Below are 13,448 nucleotides of genomic sequence, written 5' to 3' on the forward strand. Positions count from 1 at the left end.
ATACCGGCGTAGGAAACTAGCGAACTAACTTTTCGCCCTTTGATCTTAATTATTACCTCATTTTATTATTGTTTAATTTTAACTTTTTTAAAATGATTAAAAGATGGAAAAACTCTGTGCTATATGGAGTTTTAGTATTGTGTGGAGTTTTAATGGTCAGTTTTACTGCAACTTCTCAAAATGTGGTAAAAGGTAGAGTCACCGACCAGGAGGGTGCTGATTTAATTGGAGCTTCTGTTGTAATTAAAAGTAGTTACCTGGGAACAGTAACAAACCTGGAAGGTCAGTATCAATTTAGTAATCTTAAAAACGGCGATTATGTTTTTGTAGTTTCGTACATAGGTTATGAATCTATTCAAAAGAAAGTTTCTGTTGATGGTTCTGCTACTGTTAACTTCACTTTAGAGCCTTCGACAATTTTTAAAGATGAAATTTTAGTTTCCGCAACCAGAGCAGGTAATAAAGCACCTGTAGCAGTAACTAATTTTTCTAAAGATGAAATTAGTAAAGAAAATACTGGTCAGGATATTCCTTATCAGTTGAGTTTGTCACCATCACTTGTTGAATCATCGGAAGCTGGTAATGGAATTGGATATTCGGCATTGAGGATAAGAGGAACGGATGCCTCAAGAATTAACGTTACTATTAATGGTATTCCGTTGAATGATTCGGAATCGCAAGGTGTTTATTGGGTTAATATGCCTGATTTTTCTTCTTCTGTTGATAATATTCAGATACAAAGAGGAGTTGGAACTTCAACAAATGGGGCAGCTGCATTTGGTGCCACCATTAATTTTCAAACACAAACGGTAAATGCAAAGCCATATGCCGAGATACAAAGTGTTGCCGGATCTTTTAATACGTTCCGAAATACCTATAAAGCTGGAACGGGTTTAATTAATGACAAGTTTAGTTTTGATGCACGATATTCAAAGTTGAAGTCGGATGGTTTTGTAGATAGGGCTTTTTCTGATCATGAATCCTTTTTTGTGAGTGGTACTTATTATACAGAAAAGGGTATGATTAAGGCAAATGTGATTAATGGCGATCAGCAAACCGGAATTAGTTGGTGGGGGAATGAATTTATTCATGTAAAAGGAGATACGCATTCAAGAACTTATAATCCTGCCGGTGAATATTATGATGAAGATGGTAAAGTGCATTACTATAAAAATCAAACGGATAACTACAAACAAACGCATTATCAGTTGTTCTACTCTCAGGAATTATCGAAAAGTTTGAACATGAATGCTGCATTGCATTATACGCAAGGGCATGGATATTATGAGCAGTTTCAGGATGATGATAATGATTATCACGATACATATTATGCTGATTATGGTTTGTCTAGCCCTGTAATTAATGGAGCGGAAGTTACACAAACAGATTTAACGCGTCAGAAGTGGTTAGAGAATGATTTTTATGGATTTACCTATTCTTTAAATTATAAAAAGAGCAGGGTAGATGCCTCTTTTGGTGCCGCATGGAATAAATATGAGGGTGATCATTTTGGAAATATTTTGTGGGCACAGAATGGAGGAATTGATAATAATTATCAATGGTATTTAAATGACTCTGAAAAAACAGATTTTAATGCTTTTGCTAAGATTAACTACGATTTAACGGATAAATTAAATGTGTATGGAGATATTCAATATCGTCATATCAATTATGATATGAATGGAATGGATGATGACTTAGAGGATCTTATCCAGTCACACAAATTTGATTTCTTTAATCCGAAGTTGGGAATCTATTATACCATAAATCCAAACCAGAATATTTATGCATCTTTTGGTGTAGCTCATCGTGAACCAACTCGTGCTAATTTTAAAGATGCTAAGTTAGATCCTTCATCGTTACCCGTTGATGAATCATTATTTGATTATGAATTGGGATATGAGTTCAGATCTACTAAAGCAACCTTTGGTGCCAATGTGTATTACATGTATTACAGGGATCAGTTGGTACCTACCGGTGAAAAGAATAGTGTAGGTTATGATATTATGACTAATGTAGACAAGAGTTATAGAGCCGGAATTGAGTTGATTTGGGGTGTTCAGTTATTACCAAAGTTAAAGTGGGATGCGAACCTTACTTTAAGTCAAAATAAGATTAAGGATTTTGTGGAATATTCTACGTACTATGATGAAAATTGGAATGAAGAATACAAGGGTAAAGAACTAGGTGATTCAGATATTAGTTACTCTCCTGATTTAATTGGAAGCAGTATTATTGCTTTTAATCCGTTTAAAGGTTTTGGTGTTAGTTTTATCAGCAAATACGTTGGTGAACAGTATTTTGATAATACTTCCAGTTCTGATAGAATGTTGGATGCTTATCATGTACATAATTTGCGTTTAAACTATGCAATTCATCCTGCGTGGATAAAAGAGATTGCCTTCCATTTTCAGGTAAATAATATTTTTGATGCCGAGTATGAAAATAATGCTTACGGTGGAAACTGGTATGAGCAGGGCAATGAAAAGACCTGGCGATATGATTATCCTCAGGCAGGTATTAACTGTTTGGGTGGAGTAATACTAAAATTTTAAAAATAAGGATATAATCCCTGGTCTTTATTCCGGGGATTTTTATCGTGTTATATTTGCAAAGCATGGATTGGATATTGGAAAACATGGTTGAGATTATTGGAACTATTTCAGGATTACTTTTTTTATATCTTGAGATTAAGCAAAACAAGTGGTTATGGCCGGTTGGTTTAATAACTTCTTTAATGTATATCTATGTGTTTTTTGCTGCTAAACTCTATGCCGACATGTCCTTGCAAGTATATTATGTGGTGATTAGTATTTACGGCTGGCTCCTTTGGTCGCAAGGAAAAAGTAATCACAAAGAAGAGCTTCCTGTGGTTAGTCTTGGTCGGAAATTATATATTACTTTGTTTTTAGCAAGTGTAGCAATTTATGCACTTATATCATACGTGTTAGTTAATTTTACAGATGGAGCCATACCTTACTGGGATGCTTTTACAACAGCATTGAGTATAGTTGCAACCTGGATGCTTGCTAAAAAAATACTTGAACAATGGTTGGTGTGGGTTATTGTTAATGCTGTTTCGTTAGGCTTGTATATTTACAAAGGCTTGTATCCAACTTCAGTTTTATATTTCTTCTATATGTCACTTTCGTTAGTTGGCTACTTACAATGGAAGAAAGATCTGGTAACAGAGCCTTCAAAAGTTGCGGTTACCAATTAATTTAAATTTTTATTTCAGAAGAGAATTTATCAATGATAAAAAAGGTAGTTATTGTGGCTAATGGTGCTTTCCCAACAAATCCATTTGCTTTAGAACAGTTAGAAAAGGCAGAGTTTATTGTTTGTTGTGATGGTGCTGTTAATAAGTTAACAGGAACTTCTTTTGTTCCTGATGCTATTGTGGGTGACCTGGATTCTCTTCACGATGAATTGAAAATTAAATATAAAGATATACTCCATCATTTTTCAGATCAGGAAACCAATGATTTAACCAAGGCGGTAAATTGGTGTAAAGATCAGCTTTTTACCGAAGTGTCTATTGTTGGCGCTACAGGCCTCCGCGATGATCATATGATAGGTAATGTATTTTTACTACCCCAATACACTCGATTTATAAAAGTGAAAATGTATACCGACCATGGTGTTTTTACTTCAATTTCAGCGTCGCAACAGTATAAGAGTTTCAAAGGGCAACAGGTTTCAATATTTGCCACAAATCCTCAGATTAAAATAACAACTTCAAACTTAAAGTATCCTTTAAACAATCAATGTCTTTCTATGCTTTGGCAAGGAACCTTAAATGAATCTTTGGATGATTATTTTGGATTAAAAATATCCGGTGGAGATCTGGTTGTATATCAGGAATATTAGATCAAATCTTTGCAATAATTTTATCTTCTTAAATCTGTTGAAATAAATATTGTGTTCGTTATCGGACACAGAAAGATCTTTGATTGTTCATAATCGAACATTCGTACGAAACAATAAAAATATTAACTACTTGATAATTAATTGCAAAAGGGTTTAGGCACATGGATTGAATAAAGAATCAACCAAATCTTTTTGTATAAACTTTAAAACAAGTAGTAAATGAGTAAAATTAAAAACCAACTAATCCTTGCTTTTTTGTTAGTGAGTTTTGGTATGACTGCTCAAATGAAACCTATCAATTTTGAGGAGTTTGATTTAGACAATGGCCTGCATGTGATTTTGCATCAGGATAATTCTACACCAATTGTCAATGTTTCTGTAATGTACAATGTTGGATCAAAAAATGAGAATCCCAACCTTACAGGGTTTGCACACTTCTTTGAGCATTTAATGTTTGAAGGATCTGACAATATTCCTCGTCATGAGTATAGTAATTACGTTGAAAAAGCCGGCGGAACTTTAAATGCAAATACAAGTTTTGATCGTACCTACTATTACGAAGTGCTTCCATCTAATCAATTAGAATTAGGATTATGGTTAGAGTCAGAAAGAATGCTTCATGCAAAAGTGGATTCAATTGGAATTGCTACACAGAAAAAAGTAGTGATTGAAGAAAAAAAGGAAAGAACAGAAAATACACCTTATGGTGATATTCTGGAATTAACATTCGATAGAGTTTATAAAGAGCATCCATACAGAACTGCTATTCTAGGTAATCCAGATCATATCAGAAGTGCAAAAGATCAGGATTTTGTGGATTTTTACAATACTTTTTATGTTCCTAATAATGCATGTTTGGTAATTGCTGGTGATATTGATAAAGCGAAAGCCAAGGAGATGGTAACTAAGTATTTTTCTGATATTCCAAGAGGAATAAAGGAGATTACAAGACCAAATATTGTTGAGAAACCTCAGTTGTCAGAAATTAGAGATACGGTTTATAGAAACGTCCAATTGCCAATGATTCTTCAGGCCTATAAAATTCCAGCCTTGGGCGATGATGATTATTATGCAGTGGATTTACTAAATAATGTATTGGCCAAAGGGCAAAGTTCTCGTTTGTATAAACAGTTAGTGGATAGTCAGCAAAAAGCGATACAAGTCAGTTCTTTCTCACTGGGTTTACAACAACCAGGTGTTACATTAGCTTTTGCTATACCAAATGCAGGTGTGGATAATGGAGAAGTTGAGAAGGCTATGTATGCGGAAGTTGAGAAACTACAAAATGAGTTGATTAGTGAAAGGGAGTTTCAGAAGTTAAAAAATCAGGTAGAAAATGATATGGTTAATGGCAGCAGGAGATTGGCTACTGTTGCTGAAAATTTAGCTACTGACTATACTTATTTTAATGATGCAAGTGCTGTTAATAAAGAGTTGGATAAATATTTGGCGGTCACTCGTGAGGACATTCAACGTGTAGCTAAGAAATACTATACTAAAGAAAACAGAGTGGTTCTTTATTATCTTCCAAATTCACAAAAAGCAAACTAAATCATAAACTAAAGAAAAATGAAAAGAATTTCATTCATCATATTATTTGCATTGACAGTTGTTACTGGATTTGCGCAATTAGACAGATCAAAAGCGCCCAAAGCCGGACCTGCTACAAAACTAAACCTGGGCGATTACACCAAATTTGAACTTAAAAACGGATTAAAAGTTATTGTGGTTGAAAACCATAAGCATCCGGTGGTTTCATTTTCATTATCCCTGGATATTGATCCAATTTATGAAGGAGATAAAGCCGGTTATTCAAGTTTTACTGGTGATTTATTAAGAGCCGGAACTGAAAATAGAACAAAATCTCAAATTGATGAAGAGATTGATTTTATAGGAGCTTCGTTAAATACATCTTCTAACGGAATTTATGCCAGATCATTAAAAAAGCATGAGGATGAGTTGTTGGATCTGATGACAGATGTACTATATCATCCATTATTTCCTCAGGAAGAGTTAGATAAGTTGGTTAAGCAATCATTATCAGGGTTGAAAGTTCAGAAAGATGAACCTCAGGCAATTACTTCCAATATTACTTCTGCGTTAATGTTTGGAAAAGAATCGGCATACGGTGAGATTTCATCTGAAGAAACAATTCAGAATATTACGATTGATGATTGTAAACAATACTATAACAGCTACTTTAAACCTAATGTTGCCTACCTGGTAATCGTTGGGGATGTAACTGTGAAAGAGGCTAAGAAAGTTGCTAAGAAATATTTTGGAGATTGGGAATCGGCCGATGTACCAAAACACGAGTTTCAAAATCCGGTAGATTTAGATAAACCAATATTTGCTATGAGTAACAAAGATGGCGCTCCTCAATCTTATATTTCTATTTCTTACCCTATTAATTTAAAACCAGGTTCTGCAGATGATATTAAAGCCAGAGTAATGAATCAGATTTTTGGTGGTCATGGTTTTAGTGGGCGTTTGATGAAAAATCTGCGAGAAGATAAAGCGTGGACTTACGGAGCTTATTCATCATTAAATCCTGATGAGCATATGGGATATTTTCGAATGGCATCAAATGTAAGAGGTAGCATTACCGACAGTGCCTTTGTTGAAACTCAAATGGAGATGGACCGATTAATTAATGAAGATGTAGATGAGGATGATCTGACTTTGGTTAAGAATGCCATGGCAGGTAGTTTTGGTCGTTCGTTGGAAGATCCTTCTACTTTGGCGCGTTTTGCTTTAAATATTGATAAATATGGTTTGCCAGTAGATTATTACGAAACTTATATGGAGCGTTTGGAAGCAGTTACATCAGCTGATGTAAAAGAGATGGCTAAGAAATATTTAAAACCAAATAAGGCCATTTATCTTGCTGTTGGAGATGTTAATAATATTGAATCTCTGATGGAAAATATATCAGGAGATGCTAAGGTTGTTGAGTACGATTATTATGCCAACAAAGTAGCTCGTTCTGGTTTGCCTAAAGGATTAACTGCACAAAAAGTCATTGATGGTTATATTGATGCACTTGGGGGTGAGGATCATCTGAAATCTATACACGATTTATCCATGAAATGTACAATGTCGATTCAAGGGATGAACCTGGCATTGAATACTTATCAAAAAGCTTCTAATAAGATATGTGTTGAAACTTTAATGGGCGATAATGTATTGAGTAAGCAAGTTTTTGATGGTGCAAAAGGATCTATGTTTATGCAAGGTCAGAAGCAGGAACTTCAGGGAGATATGCTTAAAGAAATGGAATATCAGGCTATGATTTTCCCGGAATTGCAGTACAGTGAATTGGGTTATGATTTACAATTATTAGGTAAAGATAAATTAGATGGTAAAGATGTTTATAAGCTAATTATTACAAATCCTGTAAAAAAAGAAACTACAGTGTACTTTGATGCTAAATCTGGTCTAAAAGTTAAAGAAGTAGTTAATTTGCCTCAGGGGCAAGGCTCCAGTGTAACATTATATTCAGAATATAAAGATGTTGATGGAGTTAAGTTTCCTGTTGTGATGAGTCAAACTGTAGGACCACAATCAATTGCTATTAATGTGAACGAAGTATTGGTTAACAAAGGTATTCAGGATGAAGTTTTTGCAAACTAATAGACAAATGAATATTTGAACATTATAGTGTAATTTATTAAAATACATCAGATGAGAAGGTTGGCCTAATTTAAGGTCAACCTTTTTTGTTTGTTTATGTTATTTATAAAAACGTTAATCAATAAATGAATAGGTTATGAGGAGGTCGTTAATTTATATCATCATTTTAAATATGGTATTCGGGTATGCAATTGCCAATACAAACGAAGTGTATTTTATGACAAGTGCAAATATTGATTTTGAGCAAGATGGCTATAATATTGGCTATACAACTTCATACAAAAATGTCTCCAATGTATATGTTGCCTCGTCAGTTGATGATAAAATGAAAATTAGACCATCTGATAAACAAGAATTGTTTAAGGATTATGTGGATTTTGGTGTTCATAATGTTTTGTTTTATGTACATGGTTACGGAAAGGAAATAGAAGAAGTGTACCAAAGAGCATTGCTAATGCAGGATGAATATGATGTAAAAGTTGTGTTTTTCTTTTGGCCCTACAAAACAGAAAAGGGTAAGCCATCAACTTTGTTTCAATCTCATGACAAAATCGAAAATAGTTTACCTGTGTTTGATGCGTATGTAGATTTAGCCAATGAATTAAGACAAAGAAATATGCATATGAATATATCCATGATGGCTCATAGTCTGGGAAATTATTTTTTGAAATTATATGCACAGGAAGAATATGCACAGGAAGAATCTGTATTTGATAATTTGATACTGAATAGTGCCGCAGTAAATGACAGAAAGCACGGGTTATGGTTGTCAAAGCTAGCTATTCAAAAACGAACTTATGTGCTTTATAATAATCATGATTTTCTGCTTAAAGGATTACAGCTTTTTACAAGGGCAAAACGTCAATTAGGTAACAAAACCAATCGATTTAAAATTCCTACTGTAAACTACATCGACCTATCAGAAACGATTGGTTTTAGACTTCCGGTTAGAGATACGCATTCCTTTTTTACAGGAGAAATACTAAATGAACTCAAACCGGTAAAACACATGTATTCAGTTATTCTTACTGGCAGAGAGTTTGACAAGCAAGATTATGTAGCACTCGAAATGAAGATGGAATAATAGTTCATTTGAACATTGTTTAAAATTGTTCTAAATAAACTTTCACCTTAGGTTTATTATTAATAAATATTAAGAAATAATTAGAATTTGTTTTCTTTGCATTTCGATAAAATAACCTAAGTGTGTAATAGTTTAAAATATGATTAACCTGAGCGTTGAGAAAGACTTGACAATTGAAGTTGTTGAGGAGATTCTTTTTGGGAATCAAGAAATTAAAATTGATTCTGCTACCAAACAAAAAGTTAAAGAGAGCTATGAGTTTCTGGAGAAATTCGCTAAGAACAAGGTAATTTACGGTATAAATACTGGTTTGGGGCCAATGGCTCAGTATCGTATTGAAGATGATAAACTTGTTGACTTACAATATAATTTAATTCGCAGTCACTCAGCAGGCGCCGGACAAAAGATTCCTGATGTTTATACTAAGGCATCAATGTTAGTTCGTATGAGAGCTATCATGCAAGGTTACTCAGGTATTCATACCTCTTGTTTAGAACTATTAGAAACACTTATTAATTCAGATGTATATCCTTTTATCCCGGAACATGGAGGCGTTGGTGCCAGTGGGGACTTGGTTCAGTTAGCACATCTAGCCTTAGTCTTAATTGGGGAAGGACATGTAACCTATAAAGGAGAGTTCAAATTAACAAAGGACGTTTTTGCAGAATTGGGAATTGAACCAATTGAGGTAAAACTTCGCGAAGGACTTTCGTTAATTAACGGTACTTCAGTTATGACAGGTGTAGGTTTAGTTAATGTAATTAAATCAAAGCAGTTGTTAAACTGGTCATTGATGGCATCTGTTATGATGAACGAAATTGTGATGTCGTTTGATGATCACTTTTCTGTTACTTTAAATTCAGTTAAAAAGCACGAAGGGCAGCAAGAAATTGCAAAAGGTATGCGTTTGTTGCTAAAAGATAGTAACCTAATAGCTCGTCGTGAAGAGCATTTCTTTTCCGGAGAAGTTGATGAGCGAATCTTTAAACGTAAGGTTCAGGAATATTATTCATTACGTTGTGTACCTCAAATATTGGGTCCGGTATATGAAGCTGTTGAATCAGCTAAAAAAGTTGTAGTAAACGAGGCAAATTCAGTAAGTGATAATCCAATTGTTGATGTTGAGAATAAAAACGTTTATCATGGTGGTAATTTTCATGGTGATTATATCTCAATTGAAATGGATAAGCTTAAGCTTGCAGTTACTCGTATGTCAATGCTTTCAGAGCGCCAAACAGCGTTTCTTTTTAATAGCAAAATAAACGAGATACTTCCTCCATTTGTAAATTTAGGAACTTTAGGTCTTAATTTAGGATTGCAGGGAATGCAGTTTACAGCAACATCTACGGCTGCTGAAAATCAAACACTATCGAACTCAATGTATGTTCATAGTATCACTACAAATAATGATAATCAGGATATTGTAAGTATGGGAACCAATAGTGCGATGATTACAAAGCGTGTTATTGATAATGCATATCAGGTTCAGGCCATTGAAATGATGGCATTGGTACAGGCCATTGATTATTTGCAAGTATCATCACGATTATCTTCTGCTACTAAAAAGGTTTATGATCAACTACGTGCTATCTTCCCTGTTTATATTGAGGACAGACCATTATATGAAGATTTAGCAAAAGTTGTTGATTATCTTTTTAATAATAATGTAGAAATACCGCAGGAATAATTTTAGATTAAAATTTATTTTTTAATCTAGAGATCTTATTTTCGTGCAATTAACACATTGAGGTTTATGAAAAATGCATTAGTTACAGGAGGATCAAGAGGAATTGGAAGAGCAATTTCTATACAATTAGCTCAACAAGGATTCTACGTTCTTATTAATTATAGATCAGCTCATGAAGAGGCTCAGAAAGTAAAAGCTGAGATTGAGGAAGCCGGAGGTAAAGCAGAACTATTACCATTTGATGTTTCAGATTCTCAAAAAGTAGAAGAAGTACTAGGGGGCTGGATGAAGGAGAATGACAAGCATATTGATGTATTAGTTAATAATGCGGGTATTACTAGTGATAACCTGATGGTATTCATGACTGATAGTGAATGGAATAAGGTAATATCAACGAACCAAAATAGTTTCTTTTTTGTTACTCGTCAAGTGCTTGAAGGAATGGTTGTTAATAAATGGGGAAGAGTAATTAATATCGTATCTCTTTCTGGTCAGAAAGGACATCCGGGTCAAGTAAATTATTCTGCATCTAAAGGAGCTGTTATTGCTGCCACTAAATCATTATCAATGGAAGTTGGTAAAAAGAAAGTGACAGTTAACTGCGTTGCTCCCGGTTTTATTAAAACTGAGATGACAGAAGCTATTAACGAAAAAGAATGGAAACGTCATATTCCCCTGAATCGTTTTGGAAAACCAGAAGAAGTAGCTAGTGTAGTTGGCTTTTTAGCTTCTGATGGGGCTGCTTATATTACAGGAGAAACGATTGCCGTAAATGGTGGAATGTATAGCTAATGAGACTTTTGTAAAATGGAAAGAAGAGTTGTTATTTCCGGTATGGGTATTTATTCGGTACTGGGTAAAAATTTAGAAGAAGTAACTTCATCATTATATAATGGTAAGTCAGGAATTGGCCTTGATTTAAAACGTAAGGAATTAGGTTTTAGGTCAATGTTAACTGGTATTCTTGATCGTCCGGATTTAAAGAAGCTATTAAACCGCCGTCAACGTGTTGGTATTCCGGAACAGGGAGAATATGCTTATATGGCAACTCTTGAAGCTTTTGAAAATGCAAAAATCGATATGGATTTCTTAGAAAAGAATGAAGTAGGAATTTTGTATGGCAACGATAGTTCTTCCATTCCTGTTATTGAGTCTATTGACAGAATAAGAGAAACAAAAGATACTACATTATTAGGTTCAGGTTCTATTTTTCAAAGTATGAACTCTACTATTTCAATGAACCTGTCGGTAATTTTTAAATTAAAAGGTATCAATTTTACAGTAAGTGGAGCTTGTGCTAGTAGTTCGCATGCAGTAGGTCTGGCATACTTTTTAATTAAACATGGCTATCAGGATATTGTTTTATGTGGTGGAGGTCAGGAAATTAATCCGGAATCAATGGGCAGCTTTGATGGGTTATCAGCATTTTCAATTCGTCATGATGCTCCGGAAAAAGCATCCAGACCATTCGACAGAGATCGCGATGGATTAATTCCAAGTGGTGGTGGAGCCTCATTAATTGTTGAAAGTCTTGAGTCTGCATTGGCAAGAGGTGCCGATATTGTGGCTGAAATTAAGGGATATGGATTTTCTTCAAATGGAGAACATATTTCAGTTCCAAATGAAACCGGCCCTACCGAATCATTACAGCGTTGTTTAAAAGATGCTAATATGGCTGCTAAAGATATTGATTATGTAAATGCACATGCTACTTCAACACCTGTTGGGGATGCAATGGAGGCAAGAGCATTAAATACGGTATTTGGAGCATGTAAAACACCTATTAGCTCAACAAAATCGATGACAGGTCACGAAATGTGGATGGGAGGAGGAAGTGAATTGATCTATAGCTCACTTATGATGCAAAATTCATTTATTGCCCCTAATATTAACTTTGAAAATCCGGATGAGCAATCGGCAAAGTTGAATATTGTTAATAAAACAACAGAGAAAGAAATAAATACTATACTTTCAAATTCGTTCGGATTTGGTGGTACAAATTCAACAATCATATTATCTAAATATAGTAAATAAGGAAAAATGGAAAGAGGCAAGATTAAAGATATCGTTGTAGCGTTTTTAATAGATGAGTTCGAAATTGATGAGGATGTAATCAGTGATGAGGCACATCTAATTGACGATCTTGGTTTAGAAAGTCTTGATTTTGTGGATATCGTTGTGATCATTGAAAAAGAGTTCGGATTTAAGGTGAAACGTGAAGAAATGAAAGAGATCCGTGTTTTAAATGATTTATATACTTATATCGAAAATAATTTAAAATGAGTAAATGGACGGGTAAGTCAAAGGGAACACCCTTAGGTTATAGGATATTCATTGCCTTAATAAAGGTGGATGTTCGTTTAGCCTATGCGTTACTTAAACCCGTTTCGTTTTTTTATTTAATCTTTTCGAATAAAGAATCTATAAGTTATTTCTATAGAGAGCGATTAAAGTATGGAAAACTGAAAACCATGGTTAGTATTTATAAAAACTATGTGTTTTTAGGTAAAGTTCTGATCGATAAGATTGCTATTCTTTCCGGACAAAAGGATCAATATACCTTTAACTTTGATGGTGAGGAACATTTGCACCAGATGGTAAAGGACAAAAAAGGTGGATTACTGCTAGGAGCCCATATGGGTAACTGGGAAGTGGCAGGGGAATTATTGGAAAGAGTAGATTCCGTAATTAATATCTTAATGGTGGAGGCTGAGCATCAAAAATTAAAAGATGTTTTACAAGAAGCCATTGGTGATAAAAAAGTTAATGTTATCCCAATAAAGGATGACATGTCGCATATTTTTAGTGTTATTGAAGCATTTAAAAATAAAGAACTGGTAGCCATGCACGGTGATCGGTTTGTAGAAGGAAACCAAACTGTTAAAATACCTTTTTTAGGTGAGATGGCAGAATTTCCAATCGGACCTATGGTGTTGGCCAGTAAATATTCAATACCGGTTACCTTTGTTTTTAGTGTAAAAGAAACCAATACGCACTATCATTTCTTTGCCACAAAAGGTAAAGTTTATCCTAAGGAGCGGAAACCGGCCTTAAGAGATGAGTCAATTAAAGTAATGTTAACCGATTATGTAAATCAATTGCAATTGAAGGTTGAGAAATATCCATTGCAGTGGTTTAATTATCACCCTTTTTGGGAAAACGAAAAAAAATAAT

The 13,448-nt window shown here is 34.3% G+C and carries 11 protein-coding genes; all 11 read left to right on the forward strand.

Features of this window, described 5'->3' with window-relative positions; genetic code table 11:
* Nucleotides 1-92 precede the first annotated feature (92 nt).
* Nucleotides 93-2,555 (forward strand): TonB-dependent receptor, encoded by a 2,463-nt coding sequence (locus OM075_RS03620; protein ID WP_301189107.1) that lies wholly within the window; start codon nucleotides 93-95, stop codon nucleotides 2,553-2,555.
* Between the two features lie 62 nt (nucleotides 2,556-2,617).
* On the forward strand, nucleotides 2,618-3,220 hold the full coding sequence (gene pnuC, locus OM075_RS03625) for a nicotinamide riboside transporter PnuC (protein ID WP_301189108.1): 603 nt from the start codon (nucleotides 2,618-2,620) through the stop codon (nucleotides 3,218-3,220).
* 32 nt (nucleotides 3,221-3,252) lie between these two features.
* Nucleotides 3,253-3,870, forward strand: a complete 618-nt coding sequence (locus OM075_RS03630; protein ID WP_301189109.1) for a thiamine diphosphokinase — start codon at nucleotides 3,253-3,255, stop codon at nucleotides 3,868-3,870.
* 219 nt (nucleotides 3,871-4,089) lie between these two features.
* A complete protein-coding gene (locus OM075_RS03635) occupies nucleotides 4,090-5,421 on the forward strand; it encodes a M16 family metallopeptidase (protein ID WP_301189110.1) in 1,332 nt (443 codons plus the stop codon).
* Between the two features lie 18 nt (nucleotides 5,422-5,439).
* Nucleotides 5,440-7,503: an insulinase family protein gene (locus tag OM075_RS03640; protein WP_301189111.1), complete on the forward strand. Its 2,064-nt coding sequence runs from the start codon at nucleotides 5,440-5,442 to the stop codon at nucleotides 7,501-7,503.
* 136 nt (nucleotides 7,504-7,639) lie between these two features.
* Nucleotides 7,640-8,587, forward strand: coding sequence for an alpha/beta hydrolase (locus OM075_RS03645; protein ID WP_301189112.1), 948 nt, complete (start codon nucleotides 7,640-7,642; stop codon nucleotides 8,585-8,587).
* Nucleotides 8,588-8,726: 139 nt separating this feature from the next.
* The gene (gene flxA, locus OM075_RS03650) at nucleotides 8,727-10,274 is read left to right on the forward strand and encodes a flexirubin biosynthesis tyrosine ammonia-lyase FlxA (RefSeq protein WP_301189113.1); all 1,548 of its coding nucleotides are present in this window, start codon (nucleotides 8,727-8,729) and stop codon (nucleotides 10,272-10,274) included.
* Nucleotides 10,275-10,340: 66 nt separating this feature from the next.
* Entirely contained in the window at nucleotides 10,341-11,066 is a 726-nt protein-coding gene (flxB, locus tag OM075_RS03655; protein WP_301189114.1) for a flexirubin biosynthesis SDR family reductase FlxB, read from the forward strand.
* Between the two features lie 15 nt (nucleotides 11,067-11,081).
* Nucleotides 11,082-12,308 carry a beta-ketoacyl-[acyl-carrier-protein] synthase family protein gene (locus OM075_RS03660; protein WP_301189115.1) on the forward strand — a complete coding sequence of 409 codons (1,227 nt, stop codon included), beginning with the start codon at nucleotides 11,082-11,084 and terminating at the stop codon, nucleotides 12,306-12,308.
* Nucleotides 12,309-12,314: 6 nt separating this feature from the next.
* Complete coding sequence (locus tag OM075_RS03665; protein WP_301189116.1) at nucleotides 12,315-12,557, forward strand: acyl carrier protein; 243 nt, start codon at nucleotides 12,315-12,317, stop codon at nucleotides 12,555-12,557.
* Nucleotides 12,554-13,447, forward strand: a complete 894-nt coding sequence (locus tag OM075_RS03670) for a lysophospholipid acyltransferase family protein (RefSeq protein WP_301189117.1) — start codon at nucleotides 12,554-12,556, stop codon at nucleotides 13,445-13,447. Before OM075_RS03665 ends, OM075_RS03670 begins: the two co-directional genes overlap by 4 nt.
* Nucleotide 13,448 lies beyond the last annotated feature (1 nt).

It is taken from the genome of Plebeiibacterium sediminum (assembly GCF_026013605.1).
GTDB classification, from domain to species: domain Bacteria; phylum Bacteroidota; class Bacteroidia; order Bacteroidales; family Marinilabiliaceae; genus Saccharicrinis; species Saccharicrinis sediminus.

Excerpts from the sequence above, each read along its gene's own strand:
- OM075_RS03620 (WP_301189107.1), top strand. The coding sequence starts at position 93 with ATGATTAAAAGATGGAAAAACTCTGTGCTATATGGAGTTTTAGTATTG.
- pnuC (WP_301189108.1), top strand. The coding sequence starts at position 2,618 with ATGGATTGGATATTGGAAAACATGGTTGAGATTATTGGAACTATTTCA.
- OM075_RS03630 (WP_301189109.1), top strand. The coding sequence starts at position 3,253 with ATGATAAAAAAGGTAGTTATTGTGGCTAATGGTGCTTTCCCAACAAAT.
- OM075_RS03635 (WP_301189110.1), top strand. The coding sequence starts at position 4,090 with ATGAGTAAAATTAAAAACCAACTAATCCTTGCTTTTTTGTTAGTGAGT.
- OM075_RS03640 (WP_301189111.1), top strand. The coding sequence starts at position 5,440 with ATGAAAAGAATTTCATTCATCATATTATTTGCATTGACAGTTGTTACT.
- OM075_RS03645 (WP_301189112.1), top strand. The coding sequence starts at position 7,640 with ATGAGGAGGTCGTTAATTTATATCATCATTTTAAATATGGTATTCGGG.
- flxA (WP_301189113.1), top strand. The coding sequence starts at position 8,727 with ATGATTAACCTGAGCGTTGAGAAAGACTTGACAATTGAAGTTGTTGAG.
- flxB (WP_301189114.1), top strand. The coding sequence starts at position 10,341 with ATGAAAAATGCATTAGTTACAGGAGGATCAAGAGGAATTGGAAGAGCA.
- OM075_RS03660 (WP_301189115.1), top strand. The coding sequence starts at position 11,082 with ATGGAAAGAAGAGTTGTTATTTCCGGTATGGGTATTTATTCGGTACTG.
- OM075_RS03665 (WP_301189116.1), top strand. The coding sequence starts at position 12,315 with ATGGAAAGAGGCAAGATTAAAGATATCGTTGTAGCGTTTTTAATAGAT.
- OM075_RS03670 (WP_301189117.1), top strand. The coding sequence starts at position 12,554 with ATGAGTAAATGGACGGGTAAGTCAAAGGGAACACCCTTAGGTTATAGG.